20 protein-coding genes are annotated in these 15,521 nt (G+C 71.6%); 14 read left to right on the top strand and 6 right to left on the bottom strand.

Features of this window, described 5'->3' with window-relative positions:
* Nucleotides 1–40 precede the first annotated feature (40 nt).
* The 8 genes from ABTX78_RS31355 to ABTX78_RS31320 all read left to right on the top strand — a co-directional run bounded on the left by ABTX78_RS31355 (nucleotide 41) and on the right by ABTX78_RS31320 (nucleotide 7,365).
* Nucleotides 41–1,324 carry a segregation and condensation protein A gene (locus ABTX78_RS31355; RefSeq protein WP_502994019.1) on the top strand — a complete coding sequence of 428 codons (1,284 nt, stop codon included), beginning with the start codon at nucleotides 41–43 and terminating at the stop codon, nucleotides 1,322–1,324.
* Between the two features lie 32 nt (nucleotides 1,325–1,356).
* On the top strand, nucleotides 1,357–1,926 hold the full coding sequence (gene scpB / locus ABTX78_RS31350) for an SMC-Scp complex subunit ScpB (protein ID WP_327686925.1): 570 nt from the start codon (nucleotides 1,357–1,359) through the stop codon (nucleotides 1,924–1,926).
* Nucleotides 1,926–2,978 carry a pseudouridine synthase gene (locus ABTX78_RS31345; RefSeq protein ID WP_340472334.1) on the top strand — a complete coding sequence of 351 codons (1,053 nt, stop codon included), beginning with the start codon at nucleotides 1,926–1,928 and terminating at the stop codon, nucleotides 2,976–2,978. The genes scpB and ABTX78_RS31345 overlap by 1 nt, the downstream gene beginning before the upstream one ends.
* Before the next feature lie 154 nt (nucleotides 2,979–3,132).
* Nucleotides 3,133–3,786 carry a nicotinamide riboside transporter PnuC gene (gene pnuC / locus ABTX78_RS31340; protein WP_352210166.1) on the top strand — a complete coding sequence of 218 codons (654 nt, stop codon included), beginning with the start codon at nucleotides 3,133–3,135 and terminating at the stop codon, nucleotides 3,784–3,786.
* Nucleotides 3,783–4,862: an AAA family ATPase gene (locus ABTX78_RS31335; protein WP_352210165.1), complete on the top strand. Its 1,080-nt coding sequence runs from the start codon at nucleotides 3,783–3,785 to the stop codon at nucleotides 4,860–4,862. The genes pnuC and ABTX78_RS31335 overlap by 4 nt, the downstream gene beginning before the upstream one ends.
* A complete protein-coding gene (locus tag ABTX78_RS31330) occupies nucleotides 4,862–5,581 on the top strand; it encodes an NUDIX hydrolase (protein ID WP_352210164.1) in 720 nt (239 codons plus the stop codon). Before ABTX78_RS31335 ends, ABTX78_RS31330 begins: the two co-directional genes overlap by 1 nt.
* On the top strand, nucleotides 5,578–6,609 hold the full coding sequence (locus ABTX78_RS31325) for an ADP-ribosylglycohydrolase family protein (RefSeq protein WP_352210163.1): 1,032 nt from the start codon (nucleotides 5,578–5,580) through the stop codon (nucleotides 6,607–6,609). Before ABTX78_RS31330 ends, ABTX78_RS31325 begins: the two co-directional genes overlap by 4 nt.
* Before the next feature lie 3 nt (nucleotides 6,610–6,612).
* A complete protein-coding gene (locus ABTX78_RS31320; protein ID WP_352210162.1) occupies nucleotides 6,613–7,365 on the top strand; it encodes a nucleotidyltransferase domain-containing protein in 753 nt (250 codons plus the stop codon).
* On the opposite strand, the gene ABTX78_RS31315 is transcribed toward ABTX78_RS31320, so the two are convergent.
* The 4 genes from ABTX78_RS31315 to ABTX78_RS31300 are packed head-to-tail and all read right to left on the bottom strand — an operon-like array spanning nucleotide 7,291 to nucleotide 9,094.
* The gene (locus ABTX78_RS31315) at nucleotides 7,291–8,034 is read right to left on the bottom strand and encodes a nucleotidyltransferase domain-containing protein (RefSeq protein ID WP_352210161.1); all 744 of its coding nucleotides are present in this window, start codon (nucleotides 8,032–8,034) and stop codon (nucleotides 7,291–7,293) included. The two genes, ABTX78_RS31320 and ABTX78_RS31315, sit on opposite strands and share 75 nt — an antisense overlap.
* Nucleotides 8,035–8,043: 9 nt before the next feature.
* A complete protein-coding gene (locus tag ABTX78_RS31310; RefSeq protein ID WP_352210160.1) occupies nucleotides 8,044–8,499 on the bottom strand; it encodes a Rieske (2Fe-2S) protein in 456 nt (151 codons plus the stop codon).
* Between the two features lie 11 nt (nucleotides 8,500–8,510).
* Nucleotides 8,511–8,741 (bottom strand): hypothetical protein, encoded by a 231-nt coding sequence (locus ABTX78_RS31305; protein WP_502994016.1) that lies wholly within the window; start codon nucleotides 8,739–8,741, stop codon nucleotides 8,511–8,513.
* 20 nt (nucleotides 8,742–8,761) lie between these two features.
* Nucleotides 8,762–9,094, bottom strand: coding sequence for a DUF952 domain-containing protein (locus ABTX78_RS31300; RefSeq protein ID WP_352210159.1), 333 nt, complete (start codon nucleotides 9,092–9,094; stop codon nucleotides 8,762–8,764).
* Nucleotides 9,095–9,216: 122 nt separating this feature from the next.
* Here ABTX78_RS31300 and ABTX78_RS31295 point away from each other — a divergent pair, with 122 nt between their 5' ends.
* The 6 genes from ABTX78_RS31295 to der all read left to right on the top strand — a co-directional run bounded on the left by ABTX78_RS31295 (nucleotide 9,217) and on the right by der (nucleotide 14,206).
* A complete protein-coding gene (locus tag ABTX78_RS31295; protein WP_352210158.1) occupies nucleotides 9,217–9,645 on the top strand; it encodes a YidB family protein in 429 nt (142 codons plus the stop codon).
* Nucleotides 9,646–9,811: 166 nt separating this feature from the next.
* Nucleotides 9,812–10,174 carry a chorismate mutase gene (aroH, locus tag ABTX78_RS31290; protein WP_313947194.1) on the top strand — a complete coding sequence of 121 codons (363 nt, stop codon included), beginning with the start codon at nucleotides 9,812–9,814 and terminating at the stop codon, nucleotides 10,172–10,174.
* Nucleotides 10,171–11,256, top strand: coding sequence for a prephenate dehydrogenase (locus tag ABTX78_RS31285; protein ID WP_352210157.1), 1,086 nt, complete (start codon nucleotides 10,171–10,173; stop codon nucleotides 11,254–11,256). Before aroH ends, ABTX78_RS31285 begins: the two co-directional genes overlap by 4 nt.
* Nucleotides 11,257–11,378: 122 nt before the next feature.
* Complete coding sequence (gene cmk / locus ABTX78_RS31280) at nucleotides 11,379–12,062, top strand: (d)CMP kinase (RefSeq protein WP_352210156.1); 684 nt, start codon at nucleotides 11,379–11,381, stop codon at nucleotides 12,060–12,062.
* The gene (locus ABTX78_RS31275; protein WP_352210155.1) at nucleotides 12,059–12,703 is read left to right on the top strand and encodes a lysophospholipid acyltransferase family protein; all 645 of its coding nucleotides are present in this window, start codon (nucleotides 12,059–12,061) and stop codon (nucleotides 12,701–12,703) included. The genes cmk and ABTX78_RS31275 overlap by 4 nt, the downstream gene beginning before the upstream one ends.
* A 54-nt stretch (nucleotides 12,704–12,757) precedes the next feature.
* Entirely contained in the window at nucleotides 12,758–14,206 is a 1,449-nt protein-coding gene (der, locus tag ABTX78_RS31270; RefSeq protein WP_352210154.1) for a ribosome biogenesis GTPase Der, read from the top strand.
* A gap of 79 nt (nucleotides 14,207–14,285) precedes the next feature.
* Here der and ABTX78_RS31265 read toward each other — a convergent pair whose 3' ends face one another.
* Together ABTX78_RS31265 and ABTX78_RS31260 are read right to left on the bottom strand one after the other, a co-directional pair.
* Nucleotides 14,286–14,624: a hypothetical protein gene (locus tag ABTX78_RS31265; RefSeq protein WP_352210153.1), complete on the bottom strand. Its 339-nt coding sequence runs from the start codon at nucleotides 14,622–14,624 to the stop codon at nucleotides 14,286–14,288.
* 67 nt (nucleotides 14,625–14,691) lie between these two features.
* Complete coding sequence (locus tag ABTX78_RS31260) at nucleotides 14,692–15,468, bottom strand: DUF8842 C-terminal domain-containing protein (protein ID WP_313947200.1); 777 nt, start codon at nucleotides 15,466–15,468, stop codon at nucleotides 14,692–14,694.
* Nucleotides 15,469–15,521 lie beyond the last annotated feature (53 nt).

The raw sequence follows: 15,521 nt of genomic DNA, 5'->3' as shown, positions 1-15,521 counted from the left end.
TCGCGCTGCCCCTGCCTGCTCCTTCCGCCCCTGGACCACGATGCCACCGCCCGTTGACCCCACCCGTTCGTCCCGCCGCGCTCTCGGCCGGGGCCCGGGGTCGACGCGTCCGCCGGGGGATGCGGGGGCGGCCTCCTGGGGGCCTGCCGGTCCGTTGCCCGGCGATCCGGAGGTGGAGATCGAAGCGGCTCCGGAGCCCGGCACCGACGTGCCGGCGCCCGAGCCTGTCAGGGAAGCGGCCGACGCCCCCGAGAGCGTGCCGGCCGAGGCGCCCGAGTCCGATGGCCTGCCCGTCGCCCTGCCCGTCGCCTTGGACGGCACCCTCGCGCCCCCGGCGCACAGGCCCGGGCCTGCGGCCACGGAAGCCACGGAAATGCTCCCGCCCCCGCACAGCGCGCCCGGCGGCGCCGGGAACGTCCTCGACGAGACGGCCGCTCCGTCCGGGGCAGCGTCCGCGGTCCTGGCACCCGCCGAGCCCTCGCCCGACGCTCAGAAGCCGGGCCGGCCCGAGGAGCCCGAGCCAGATGACGGCCGCTTCAAGGTCCGGCTCGCGAACTTCGAGGGCCCCTTCGACCTGCTGCTCCAGCTGATCGCCAAGCACAAGCTCGATGTGACCGAGGTCGCCCTGTCCAAGGTCACCGACGAGTTCATGACGTACATCCGCGCCATGGGCAACGACTGGGACCTCGACCAGACCACCGAGTTCCTCGTGGTCGCCGCGACCCTGCTCGATCTCAAGGCCGCCCGCCTGCTGCCCTCCGCCGAGGTCGAGGACGAGGCGGATCTCGCGCTGCTCGAAGCGAGGGACCTGCTCTTCGCCCGGCTGCTCCAGTACCGCGCGTACAAGCAGATCGCCGAGATCTTCAGCGCCCGGCTGGACGCCGAGGCCCGTCGCTACCCGCGGACCGTGGGGCTGGAGGCGCATCACGCCGAGCTGCTGCCCGACGTGGTCATCAGCATCGGCCCCGAGGGCTTCGCCAGGCTGGCGGTGAAGGCCATGCAGCCCAAGCCCCGGCCGCAGGTCTACGTCGACCACATCCACGCCCCGCTGGTCAGCGTCCGCGAGCAGGGTGAGATCGTCGTCGCCCTGCTCAAGGAGCGCGGGCGGATCAGCTTCCGGGAGCTCGCGGACGACGCCGCGGACACCCTCACCGTCGTCGCCCGCTTCCTGGCCCTCCTCGAGCTCTACCGGGACAAGGCCGTCGTCCTCGACCAGGAGGACGCCCTCGGGGAGCTCCTGGTCACCTGGACCGGCGGGGACGCGGAGGCGACGGTCACCGACGAGTTCGACCGAGCACCCGAGATTCCTGAGGAGAAGGCGTGAGCGATCTCAAGCCCGCCCTCGAGGCCGTTCTGATGGTGGTGGACGAGCCCGCCACCGAGGAGCACCTCGCCAAGGTCCTGGAGCAGCCGCGCAGGGCGGTGGCGGACGCTCTGCGGGAGCTGGCCGACGAGTACACCGTCCAGGGCCGCGGCTTCGAGCTGCGGCTCGTGGCGGGCGGCTGGCGCTTCTACTCGCGCGCGGAGCACGCCGACGCAGTGGAACGCTTCGTCCTGGACGGGCAGCACGCCCGCCTCACCCAGGCGGCGCTGGAGACCCTCGCGGTCGTCGCGTACCGTCAGCCGGTCAGCCGTTCGCGGGTCTCCGCGGTGCGCGGAGTGAACTGCGACGGCGTCATGCGCACCCTCCTTCAGCGCGGTCTGGTCGAGGAGGCGGGCGCGGAACCCGAAACAGGTGCGATCCTGTACAGGACGACGAACTACTTTCTGGAGCGGATGGGCCTGCGCGGCCTGGACGAGCTCCCGGAGCTCGCGCCCTTCCTCCCCGAGGCCGAGGCGATCGAGGCCGAGACGCTGGAAGGGGTGCCGTCGTTCGATCCGGATGCTCCGGACACCGACGAAGACGACAAGACGACGGAACTTTGATGCGAAGCAGCGGCAACAACAGCAGCGGGCGCGGCAACTACCGGGGTGCCGGCAACAACCGCGACGACCAGCAGAAGCGCTCGGGCAAGCCCCGGCCCGAGGAGCGCCGCTACGACGTCGGTGGTTCCTCCGAGGCGCCGAAGAAGGGGCGGGGAGAGGGAGCCCGCGGCGGCGCCAAGGGCGGCCCGAAGCAGTCTCCCCAGCGAGGCGGCGGGCGGACCGCACCCTCGCGTTCGCGTGAGTACGACGCCCGGACCGAGGAGCGCAACCGCGAGCGTTACGCCAACAAGCCCGAGGTGAAGACGCCCAAGACCTTCCCCGGCGCCGAGCAGGAGGGCGAGCGGCTGCAGAAGGTGCTGGCCAGGGCCGGTATGGGTTCGCGCCGTTCCTGCGAGGAGCTGATCGACTCCGGCCGGGTCGAGGTCAACGGCCAGGTCGTCGTCGAGCAGGGTGTCCGGGTCGACCCGGAGAAGGACGAGATCAAGGTCGACGGGCTGACCGTGGCGACCCAGTCGCACCTCTTCTTCGCGCTGAACAAGCCCGCGGGCGTCGTCTCCACGATGGAGGACCCCGACGGCCGTCAGTGCCTGGGCGACTACGTGACCAACCGCGAGACGCGGCTGTTCCATGTCGGGCGGCTCGACACCGAGACCGAGGGCATCATCCTGCTCACCAACCACGGTGAGCTGGCCCACCGTCTCACCCACCCCAAGTACGGGGTGAAGAAGACCTACCTGGCCGCGATCCAGGGCCCCCTCCCGCGCGACCTCGGCAAGCGGCTCAAGGACGGCATCCCGCTGGAGGACGGCTACGCCCGCGCCGACCACTTCCGCGTGGTGGAGAACACCGGCAAGAACTATCTGGTCGAGGTCACCCTCCACGAGGGCCGCAAGCACATCGTCCGCCGGATGCTGTCGGAGGCCGGCTTCCCGGTCGAGAGGTTGGTGCGGACGTCGTTCGGGCCGATCGGTCTCGGCGACCAGAAGTCGGGCTGGCTGCGCCGCCTGACGAACACCGAGGTCGGCATGCTGATGAAGGAAGTCGGCCTGTAGAAGGCCCCGTTGCGCTGGAGCCCTCGGTTCCGGAGCGCACCGCACGCAGAGCCCGCGGCAGTTGATGCCGCGGGCTTTCGTCGTTCCCGGGGCCGCGCCTTGTGGGACCGCCCCGTCTGCCTTTATAGTCAGGGTGACTATTAAGGAGGCGGGCGTGAGTCTCGCGGACATCGTCGAAGCGTTGCAGCAACCGCTGTTCACCGTTCTGGACACCCCGGTGAGCTGGACCGAGGTCCTCGGCTTCGGCAGCGGCGCGCTCTGCGTCTGGCTCGTCGCCCGCCAGCATCTCGCCAACTGGCCGATCGGCATCGCCAACAACCTCTTCTTCATCCTTCTCTTCGTCCAGGCCGGGCTCTACGCCGACGCCGGCCTGCAGATCGTCTTCATCACCCTCGCCGTGTACGGCTGGTGGACCTGGACCCACGGGGGTGGACCAGGCCGCGACGGCCTTCCGGTGCGGCGCACGAGCCGCATGGAATGGTCGTGGCTGTGCGCGGCGGGGGTGGTGGGGACCGCCGGGCTGACACTCCTGCTCGCCCGCGCCACCGACTCGACCGTCCCCTTCTGGGACGCGCTGACCACCGCCCTGTCGCTGATGGCGACGTACGGGCAGTGCCGCAAGCGGGTCGAGTCGTGGTGGCTGTGGATCGCGGCCGACGTCGTCTACATCCCGCTGTACGCGTACAAGGAGCTGTATCTGACCTCGCTGCTCTACATCGGGTTCATGACGCTCTGCGTGCTGGGACTGCGCAGCTGGTCGCGTGATCTCGCGCCCGTGCCCCGCGAGCCGGCCGGGGTGAAGGCATGAGCCGGTACGGACACGGCCTCGTCCTCGGGAAGTTCTATCCGCCGCACGCCGGCCACCACCACCTCGTGACGACCGCGGCCGACCGGTGCGAACGGTTCACCGTCCTGGTCTGCGCCTCCGCGGTCGAGTCGATCCCGCTCGCGGAGCGCGTGGCATGGATGCGCGAAGTCCACCCGGACGTACGGGTCGTCGGCGCCGTCGACGACATCCCGGTGGATCTGAACGACCCGGACGTGTGGGAGGCGCACATGGAGGTCTTCCGCGCCGCCGTGCCCGAGCCGGTGGACGCGGTCTTCACCTCCGAGACCTATGGCGAGGAACTGGGCCGCCGGTTCGGCGCCGAGGCGGTGTGCGTCGACCCCGACCGCACACTCTTCCCGGTCTCCGGCACGGCCGTGCGCAAGGACCCCGTCGGCTCCTGGGACCTGCTGCGGGCCCCGGTCCGCGCCGCGCTCGCCAGGCGCGTCGTCGTGCTCGGCGCCGAGTCGACGGGCACCACGACGATGGCCCGTTCGCTCACGGATCACTACCGGCGGCGCGGCGGCGTCTGGTCGCGCACCCAGTACGTGCCGGAGTACGGGCGGGAGTTCAGCGCACTGAAGCTGGCGCGGCTGCGCGCCGGGCGACCGGGGGCCGACTGGAGCGAGGTCTGCTTCTCGTCGGACGAGTTCCCGGTCATCGCCCGGCGGCAGACGGAGCGGGAGGAGGCAGCCGCCCGCGCCGGTTCGCCGGTGCTGTTCTGCGACACCGATGCGTTCGCCACCACGGTGTGGCACGAGCGCTACCTCGGGGGCAGCCACGACGAGGTGGCGCGGATCGCCGCACGCGGCAGACAGCATCTGTGGCTGCTCACCGACCACGAAGGTGTGGACTTCGAGGACGACGGACTGCGCGACGGAGAACATCTGCGACCGTGGATGACCGGCCGCTTCGCCGACGAACTGCGGCGCACCGGCCGGCGTACCGTCCGTCTGCGCGGCCCGCACGAGCAGCGGCTCGCCACCGCCGTCGCCGCCGTCGACGCCCTGCTCGACGAGGGCTGGGACCTCGCCGACCCCCTCCCGGAGCGCCGCTGATGCAGGACTACGACCCGGGAGCCTTCCCTCCCTTCGCCGTCACCGTCGACCTCGCCGTCTGCACGGTCCGCGAGCAGCGGCTGCACGTCCTGCTCGTACGGCGCGGTGAGGACCCGTACAAGGGCGCCTGGGCCCTGCCCGGCGGCTTCGTGCGGCCCCGGGAGTCCGCCGAGATCGCCGCGCGCCGCGAACTGGCCGAGGAGACCGGACTGTCGCAGCGGACCGTCGAGCACCTCCACCTGGAGCAGCTGCGCACCTACAGCGACCCGGACCGCGACCCGCGGATGCGTGTCGTGTCCGTCGCCTACACCGCCCTGCTGCCCGACCTGCCGGAACCACGCGGCGGCGGCGACGCGGCCCACGCGCAGTGGATGCCGCTCGCGTCCGCCTCCCCGCTCGCCTTCGACCACGACCGGATCCTCGCCGACGCGTACGAGCGCATCGGCGCCAAGCTCGAGTACACCTGCCTGGCCACCAGTTTCTGCCCGCCCGAGTTCACCCTCGGCGAGCTCCAGCAGGTGTACGAGACGGTCTGGGGCGTCGAGCTGGACCGGCCCAACTTCCGGCGGAAAGTCCTCACCACACCCGGCTTCGTCGAAGCCGTCGAGGGCGCGCCGCGCCGCACCGGCGGCCGGGGGAAACCGGCCGCGCTCTACCGGGCCGGCGCCGCATCGGCCCTGCACCCTCCACTCCTGCGACCGGAAGGACGGCAGTCATGACCACGTTGAGGACCACGAGGACCGTCACCAAGCAGGCCGCGACCGGCTCGCTGATCGGACTGGCGATCGGGGACGCGCTCGGCTTCCCCACCGAGTTCGACGATGTACCGCAGATTCTCGCCAAGGCCGGGCCGTGGCGGGAGATGCGGCTGCCCAGGCCCGCGATCGTCACGGACGACACCCAGATGACCCTGGCCCTCGGCCGGGGCATACGCACCGCCATGGACCACGGACTGCTGGACGCGTCCCGGATGGCCGGCCCGGTGCGCACGGAGTTCGTCGACTGGTACCACTCACCGGACAACAACCGCGCCCCCGGCCGCACCTGCCTCGTCGCCTGCGAGAAGCTCGACAGCGACCGGCCCTGGCAGGAGGCGAGCCAGATCGGCTCCAAGGGCTGCGGCGCCAACATGAGGGTCGCGCCGGTCGGTCTCGTACCGGGACTGAGCGACGAACAGCGGGCGGGTGCGGCCCAGTTGCAGGCGGCGCTCACCCACGGCCACCCCACCGCGCTCGCGGCCTCCGACCTCACCGCCCGGGCGGTGTACCTGCTGGCGCAGGGCGGCGAGCCGATGGGCCTGGTGGGCCAGCTCCGCTCGTACGCCTACGAGAGCCGCGGCCGTTACCACGAGCGCTGGCTCGGCAACCTCTGGACCTACTCGCACGACCCGGCGCCCGAGGCCTTCATCGCCCGCGGCTGGGACGAGTGCCTCCAGGCGCTCGAACGGCTCGCCACCGCCCTGCGCGCCACCAACCCGGAGACCGATCCGTGCCTGGCCACCGGTGACGGCTGGATCGCCGAAGAAGCCCTGACGACCGGGCTGCTGTGCTTCCTGCTGTTCCCCGACGAGCCGGCCACCGCGCTGCGCCGGGCCGCCTGCACCCGGGGCGACTCGGACTCCATCGCCTGCCTCGCCGGTGCCTTCGCCGGGGCGCACCTGGGCGCGGGGGCGTGGCCCAAGGAGTGGTCGGAACGGATCGAGTACCGCAGCGACCTGATGTCCCTCGGAGCGCTCTGGGACTCTTGATCCATGACTGCCCCCCTCGACATGGACCTCGGCCCCGTCGTCGCCGAACAGCCCGATCCTCTGCTCTTCGCCACTGTCTCGGGGGCGCATCTGTACGGATTCCCGTCCAAGGACTCGGACGTGGATTTGCGGGGCGTCCACCTGCTCCCGGTGGCGGAGCTGGTCGGGCTGCACGAGCCCGAGGAGACCAGGTCCCTCATGTGGGACCGGGACGGGACCGAGATGGACCTGGTCACGCACGACCTGCGGAAGTTCGTCCGGCTCATGCTGCGCCGCAACGGCTATGTGCTGGAGCAGTTGCTGTCCCCGCTGGTCGTCCACACCGGCGAGGCCCACGAGGAGCTGGTGGCACTCGCCCCCGGTGTGCTCACCGTCCACCACGCCCACCACTACCGGGGTTTCGCGTCCACGCAGTGGCGGCTCTTCGAGAAGACCGGCGAACTCAAACCGCTGCTCTACACCTTCCGCGCCCTGCTGACCGGTGTTCATCTGATGCGCGGCGGCGGGGTGCAGGCGCATCTGCCCACGCTGCTCGACGAGGTGGCGGCTCCCACGTACCTGCCCGACCTGATCGCGGCCAAGGCGGACGCCGAGCACGGCCTCGCCTCCGGTGTCGACAAGGACCGGGCCCGGGCGGACGTCGAGGCGCTGCACCTCGTCCTCGACGAGTCGCAGCAGGCCTCACGGCTTCCCGACGAGGCCTTCGCCCACGCCGCCCTCGGCGCGCTCGTGGTCCGAGTCCGGCTGGAGGGCTGAGGCCCGCCTCACCCGTACGAGAAATTCCTCGACGCGGGCCCGGTCCGGCTCAGGCGGCAGCGGTGTGCGCAGCGCCGCCTCATCGGCCTCGTCGGTGGTGCGGGCCACCCACGACGCGATCTCGGGCCAGCTGAACTCGCCGCGCTTCACGGCCAGCAGACGCTCCCGGTCCTCGCCCACGTCGAGGACGAGTTCCCCGGTGCGCAGCAGGTCCCGGCAGGACGCCAGCAGCCGCAGCAGATGCATCGCGTGCTTCCAGCGCGGAGCGCCGTACCGGCGGACGTCCGACTCCAGTTTCTTGTGCTGGCCCTCGACGTAGCGCACGAACGTCCGGTGGACGTCGCGGGACAGGAACGCCTCGCGCAGGGCGAGCAGTTCACGGCCGGTGGCATCGAGGTACTCGACGTGCGGAGAGTGCAGGCACTCCAGGATGTTGGGGTTGGCGCGCAGCGCCAGATCGCAGAAGCGCTCCAGCTCCCAGGAGAACTGTTCGGCGGCCGGGCCCTCGACGTGCGTCGGGGGCTTCTCGAACCGCCAGTGGAGCGGGGTGGGTGCGACGAACACACCCCGCACATCGGTGTCGCTGTCCTCCGTCGCCAGCCCAAAGGCGCGCGAACCCATGACACATGAGTAGATCGTGTGGTCGCGCACCAGCTCATGCGGGGTCATACGGTCAGGCTACGTGAGCAGAATCGACTCCCCGGAGACGGTGATCTGCTTGGGCGGCAGGGGCTTCGTGGCCGGTCCCTTCGCCACCGACGCGTCCGCGACGCGGAACCTGCTGCCGTGGCAGGGGCAGTCGATGGTGCCGTCGGCGACCTTGTCCACGGTGCAGCCCTGGTGGGTGCAGATGGCGGAGAAGGCCTTGAACTGACCCGACGTCGGCTGGGTGACCACGACCTTCTGGTCCGCGAACACCTTCCCACCGCCCACCGGGATGTCGGTGGTCCGCGCCAGCTCCTGACCGGCCGGCGCCGAGCCCGCGGGCGATTCTTCGGTCGCGGTCGTCGCGCCGGGAGAGGTCGGCTGCTCGGACGCGGCCGCGCCCTCGTCGCCGTTCCCGCCGCACCCCGTCATCAGCGCCAGAGCACCTGCCGTGCCTGCCGTCAGCACCGTACGCCGCCGTGCGTCCATGGCCCGTCTCCCTACGTCGTGACCCCGGCCGTGCGGAAGAACCGCAGCGGCGACGTCATCCCGATCACCCAGATCTCCGTGAGCGCCGTGAAGGCGACCTCGCCGACGACCGACAGCACCCGCCAGGCAGGCTCTCCGCTCGCAGCACGAGCATCTTGGCGCTGAATGCCGCCGAGAAGAAGCGACCGGCCGGTGCGGGCTTCTTCGCGCGTGCGCCGTCCGCCGGACAGCCCAACGCGCACCGGCAGGACGCCACCGCGGGTCACGCCCAGGGGGCGAGCTCCCGTGCGTGGCCGTCCGCGTCGCGGCGCACCACGAGTACCGCCGTGACCGCGAAACGTTCGATCGGCCCGTAAACATGGGGGAACAGCATGTCCTCCGAGCCTTCCCAGCGGACCTCGGCGCCGAGCGCCGCCTCGTCGATCTGGAGCACCAGCAGATCGGGCACGTCGCGGTAGAGGCCGTCGGCGATGGCGAGCGCCGCCGGGCCGTCGGGCGAGCAGTGCACAAAGCCCTCGGAGACCAGTGAGGCAGGGGCGTACGGACGGTCGACGTCCGTCGTCCATTCGTCCACGGGTACGACGTGAAAGAGCATGCGCCAGTTGTAGCGCAGAGCGGCGGCACCCGGTCCGTCGCGGGGAGGGGCCCGAGTGGCGACCGCCCGTGATCCGGGGTGCCATGGACGGGCCTCATCGAACCTCCTCGAAGGGCACCACCATGGCGGGTAACGACCTCGGCGGTCTTCTGGGCAACCTTCTCGACGGTGGCCGGCAGGGTGCCGGATCCGGCGACGGCGGAAACATGCTGGGCGCACTGATCAGCGCGCTCGGCAACAGCAACGGCGCGGCCGGCGGCAGCCCGCTCGGCGGGCTGATCGACATGCTGGCCAAGTCCGGTCTGGCCGACCACGCCCAGTCGTGGGTCGGTACGGGCGACAACCAGCCCGTCAGCGGCGCGCAGATCGCCAAGGCGGTCCCGGGCGCAACTCTGCAGCAGGTCGCCCAGGAGGCGGGCGTGACACCGCAGCAGGCCGCCGACACCATCGCCGAGGCACTGCCGCAGGCGGTGGACAAGCTCACCCCCGACGGAACGGTGCCGCCCGCGGGCCAGTCGATCGAGGACCTCATCCGGCAGCAGCAGCTCTGACCGACGGAGCACGGCTGCTTCGAGGCTCGCGGCTTCGGGCGCCTCCGCCGCAGACACCTCGACGCGTGCCCTGCCGGCGTCCCGTCTCGGAGGGCGGTCGTGGCGCTCCCGCGTCCGACCGCGTGACTACGCTGAACGGAGCACTCGCACAGGTTAGGAGCACGAGGTGGCGGTACGAGCGGTCCGCGGGGCGGTCCAGCTGGAACGGGACGACGCCGGACACATGGACGAGCAGGTCAGTCAGCTGCTCACCGCCGTGCTGGAGCGCAACGGGCTGGTCGCGGACGATCTGATCAGCGTCTGGTTCACCGCCACCCCCGATCTGCACAGCGACTTCCCGGCCGCCGCGGCACGCAACCTCGGCATCGTGGACGTACCGCTGATCTGCGCGCAGGAGCTGGACGTCGTCGGCGCGATGCCCCGCGTCGTACGGATACTGGCCCATGTCGAGTCGCATCTCGACCGGTCCGAGATCGCCCATGTCTACCTCGGCACCGCCGCCGCCCTGCGCAAGGACATCGCCCAGTGAGAACGGCCGTCATCATCGGAACCGGACTGATCGGCACCTCGGCGGCGCTCGCGCTGGTCGGCCGCGGGATCGCCGTCCATCTCGTCGACCACGACCCGGAGCGTTCCCGTACGGCCGCCGCGCTGGGCGCCGGTACGGACGAGCCGCCCGAGGGACCGGTCGACCTCGCCGTCGTCGCCGTACCGCCCGCCCATGTCGCCGCCGCGCTCGCGGAGGCCATGCGTGCCGGGACCGCCCGCGGCTACCTCGACGTGGCCAGCGTCAAGGGCGGACCGCGGCGCGAGCTGGAGGCACTCGGCCTCGATCTCGGCTCGTACATCGGCTCCCACCCGATGGCGGGCAAGGAGCGCTCGGGTCCGCTCGCCGCCACCGCCGACCTCTTCGAGGGGCGGCCCTGGGTCCTCACCCCCACCCGCGACACCGACACCGAGGTCCTCAACCTCGCCCTCGAACTGGTCGCACTGTGCCGTGCCGTCCCCGTGGTGATGGACGCCGACGCCCACGACCGCGCCGTCGCGCTCGTCTCACACACCCCCCAGCTGATCTCGTCGATGGTCGCCGCCCGCCTGGAGGAGGCCGACGAGACGGCGGTACGCCTGTGCGGCCAGGGCATCCGCGATGTCACGCGCATCGCCGCGTCCGACCCCCGCATGTGGGTGGAGATCCTGTCCGCGAACCCGGGGCCCGTCGCCGATGTGCTCGCCGGAGTGGCCGCCGACCTGGACGAGACGGTCCAGGCCCTGCGCGCCCTGCAGTCCGCCGACGCGTCCAAGCGGCAGGGCGGCGTCGACGGCATCGAGGACGTCCTGCTGCGGGGCAACGCGGGCCGCGCCCGCGTCCCGGGCAAGCACGGCGCCGCACCGGCCTCGTACGAGATCGTCGCCGTACTGATCAGCGACCAGCCGGGCGAGCTGGCGCGGATCTTCGCGGACGCCGGCCGGGCCGGTGTGAACATCGAGGACGTCCGGATCGAGCACGCGACCGGCCAGCAGGCCGGCCTGGTGCAGCTGATGGTCGTCCCGGCGGCGGCCCCCGTACTGGCGGCTTCCCTGCGCGAACGCGGCTGGTCGATCCGGCAGTAGCGGGTTCCCCGAACCGGGTGATCCGGGCTCCGCCATCCGTGTGTCAAGGCGGTGTCCGGCAATCGGTAACCTTGTTCGGGGCCCCTCGGCATTCCGCCGGCCCTCTCCGCAGACCAGGAAAGGTGTCCGACACCGTGGAATCCGTGATCGTCGCCATCGACGGCCCCGCCGGCACGGGCAAGTCGAGCACGTCCAGGGCGGTGGCCGCCGCGCTCGGGCTGAGCTACCTGGACACCGGTGCCCAGTACCGGGCGATCACCTGGTGGATGATCACCAACGGTGTCGACGTCGACGACCCCGCAGCGATCGCGATGGCGGCCGGCAAGCCCGCGATCGTCTCCGGTACCGACCCGGACGACCCGACGATCACCGTCGACGGTGTGGACGCCGCGGCCCCCATCCGGACCCCTGAGGTCAGCGCCAGGGTGAGCGCGGTCAGCGCCGTCCCCGAGGTGCGGGCCAGGATCACCGAGCTCCAGCGCTCCATCGCGGCGTCCGCCACGGGCGGCATCGTCGTCGAGGGCCGCGACATCGGTACCACCGTCCTGCCGGACGCCGATCTGAAGATCTTCCTGACCGCGACGCCGGAGGTCCGTGCGGCCCGCCGCAGCGGTGAGCTCAAGGGCTCCGACGTGGCGGCCACCCGGGACGCCCTGATCAAGCGGGACGCGGCCGACTCCAGCCGCAAGACCTCCCCGCTCGCCAAGGCCGACGACGCCGTCGAGGTGGACACCAGCGAGCTGACCCTCGAGCAGGTCATCGAAGGTGTCGTCACCCTGGTCGAGGAGAAGCGGGCGGCCCGGTGACCCAACCGTCCGAGCGGGGCGCCGCCGTCGGGCGCCGTATCGGGATCGGTCTGATGTACGGGCTGTGGAGACCGCGGGTGCTGGGCGCCTGGCGGGTTCCCGCGACCGGGCCCGCCATCCTGGCCGTGAACCACTCGCACAACATCGACGGGCCGATGCTGATGGGCACCGCGCCCCGGCCCGTGCACTTCCTGATCAAGAAGGAGGCGTTCGTCGGTCCCCTCGACCCGTTCCTGCTGGGAATCGGTCAGCTGAAGGTGGACCGGTCGACCGCCGACCGCACCGCGATATCCAACGCGCTCGGCGTGCTGGAGACTGGGGGTGTCCTCGGCATCTTCCCCGAGGGCAGCCGCGGAGAAGGAGACTTCGCCTCGCTGCGCGCGGGGCTCGCCTACTTCGCCGTACGCTCGGGGGCTCCGATCGTGCCGGTCGCGGTGCTGGGAAGCAGTGAGCGCGGCGGACGGTTGATACGACAGCTGCCCCCGCTGCGCAGCAAGGTGGACGTCGTGTTCGGGGACGCCTTCGAAGCGGGCGACGCCGGTGGGCGCCGTACGCGCAAGGCGCTGGACGAGGCCACCGTACGGATCCAGGAGCGGCTCACAGCCCACCTGGAGAACGCCAGGCGCCTCACCGGGCGCTAGGCCAGACTTGAGTAGTGGATCGCGCGATCCATCGATGAACGAGGAACGGACTTCATGAACGACCAGCACGACCACGGAGCGCTCGGCGATGCCGAGTACACGGAGTTCATGGAGCTCGCCGCGGAAGAGGGCTTCGACGTCGAGGACGTCGAAGGTGCCATCGAGGAGGCCGGGCACGGCCCGCTGCCCGTCCTCGCCGTCGTCGGCCGCCCCAATGTCGGCAAGTCGACCCTGGTGAACCGCATCATCGGCCGCCGTGAGGCCGTCGTCCAGGACAAGCCGGGAGTCACCCGCGACCGCGTCACCTACGAGGCCGAGTGGGCGGGCCGCCGCTTCAAGGTCGTCGACACCGGCGGCTGGGAGCAGGACGTCCTGGGGCTCGACGCCTCCGTCGCCGCCCAGGCCGAGTACGCGATCGAGGCGGCCGACGCGGTCGTCTTCGTGGTCGACTCCACCGTGGGCGCCACCGACACCGACGAGGCCGTCGTCAAGCTGCTGCGCCGGGCGGGCAAGCCCGTGGTGCTGTGTGCCAACAAGGTCGACGGACAGAGCGGCGAGGCGGACGCCACCGCGCTGTGGTCGCTCGGCCTCGGCCAGCCGCACCCGGTCTCCTCGCTGCACGGCCGCGGTACGGGCGACATGCTCGACGCCGTCCTCGAGGCCCTGCCCGAGGCCCCGGCCCAGACCTTCGGCAACGCCGTCGGCGGCCCCCGCCGCATCGCTCTGATCGGCCGCCCGAACGTCGGCAAGTCCTCGCTGCTCAACAAGGTCGCCAACGAGGACCGGGTGGTCGTCAACGAGCTGGCGGGCACCACCCGCGACCCGGTCGACGAGCTGATCGAGCTCGGCGGCATCACCTGGAAGTTCATCGACACGGCCGGCATCCGCCGCCGCGTCCACCTCCAGGAGGGCGCGGACTACTACGCCTCCCTGCGGACCGCCGCCGCTGTCGAGAAGGCGGAGGTCGCGGTCGTCCTGATCGACTCGTCCGAGTCCATCAGCGTCCAGGACCAGCGGATCATCACCATGGCGGTCGAGGCCGGCCGTGCCATGGTCGTCGCGTTCAACAAGTGGGACACCCTCGACGAGGAGCGCCGCTACTACCTGGAGCGCGAGATCGAGACCGAGCTCGCCCAGATCGCCTGGGCGCCCCGGGTCAACGTCTCGGCCCTCACCGGCCGGCACATGGAGAAGCTGGTCCCGGCGATCGAGACGGCGCTCGCCGGCTGGGAGACCCGGGTCCCGACGGGACGACTGAACGCCTTCCTCGGTGAGATCGTCGCCTCCCACCCGCACCCGATCCGCGGCGGCAAGCAGCCCCGCATCCTCTTCGGCACCCAGGCGGGCACCAAGCCGCCTCGGTTCGTCCTGTTCGCCTCGGGCTTCCTGGAGCACGGCTACCGCCGCTTCGTGGAGCGCAGGCTGCGCGAGGAGTTCGGCTTCGAGGGCACCCCGATCCACATCTCGGTGCGGGTGCGGGAGAAGCGCGGCCGCAAGAAGTGACGCGCTGACACGACAGCGAAAGGGCGCTGCCCCCGACCGTTCACCGGTCGGGGGCAGCGCCCTTTCTGCGGCTGGGGCGTCAGATGCTCCGACGCGGGGCCGGCGGCAGCGCCGCCGGGTAGTGATGGCCGCCGTGCACGCTGCTGACGGGGTACGGCTGCCAGCCCGCGCCCGGGTGGACCGGCTGGGCGGCCGACGCGAAGCCGGAACCGCGGCTGCTGCCGAGTCCAGTGCCGAACGCCTTGAAGCCGAGGTCCTCCTCGCCGCTGCGGTCACCGGGCAGAGTCCGGAACGACCTCCGGTACTCCGAGTACAGCGCGTCGTAGATGGGCGTGGGCGAACCGGACGCCTCACGCGGGGGGCGCATGGCGGGGATCTGGCTCTGGTACGGCTGGCGGGAGGGGTCGTATGTGTGCACGTACCTGCAACGACCTACGACCCCGCCCGTCACGCGTCCGGCGTGCCCGGTCGGCGGCCCGGCGCGATCAGGTGCCCGCGAGCGGCATCGCGGCGGCCACCAGGCGGCCGCCGGCCGCGGCCTTCTCCAGCGCCTCGCGCAGCAGGTCCTCACGCGGCTGCTGCCCGATCGAGCCGACCGGCGCGGCGAACACCAGCACCGTGTGCGACTTGTTGGCCGCCGCTCGCCAGCCGTCGGTCACCTGGAGCGGCTGGTGGGCCTGCCACCAGGCGACCGGGCTGCCGCCGCCGGTGCCGGGCTGGAGCACGGCGTGCAGCTGTCCCATGGCGATCAGCACGGACCAGCCGGCCAGCAGCCCGGGCCGGTGGTTCACGTCGGAGATCGGCACGAAGCCCTGCTCGATGAGCAGCGGCAGGAAGTCGTCGCCGCCGTTCCCGGTGGTGCCGGGACGGGCGATCGGGGCGGTCGGCTCGACCACCAGAGCGGGGTGCAGCTCGCCGTCGATGAGCACCAGACCGCTGGTGATGCCCAGGACGGCCTGTCCCGGGGTGGTCTGCGGAGCGGGTTCCTCGGCGGTGATGGACCGCACGGCCCCCTGCAGCTGGTCCTCGGTGACCTGGACGACCTGCGAGGGGATGCAGGTGGCGTGGGCGAAGGCGAGAACGGCGGTCTCCTCACCCACGAACAGGACCGTGCTGGTGCGCTCCTGCTCGGAGTCGCCCGGGGTGCGGCAGGAGGTGCAGTCGTAGCTGCCCGGGGCGTTCTCGCCGGCGAGCAGCCGGTCGGCTTCTTCGTCGCCGATCTCGGCGCGTACGTCCTCGCTGACGTCGAGCATGCGCGGCACGGGTGGCTCCTCGGACTTGATCACGGACGCCGGGCGGGTCCCGGCTCATGAAG

Origin of the sequence: Streptomyces sp. NPDC096193, from assembly GCF_040302905.1 — a bacterium.
Classification (GTDB): Bacteria; Actinomycetota; Actinomycetes; order Streptomycetales; family Streptomycetaceae; genus Streptomyces.
This window is presented reverse-complemented; position numbering and strand designations above follow the sequence as displayed.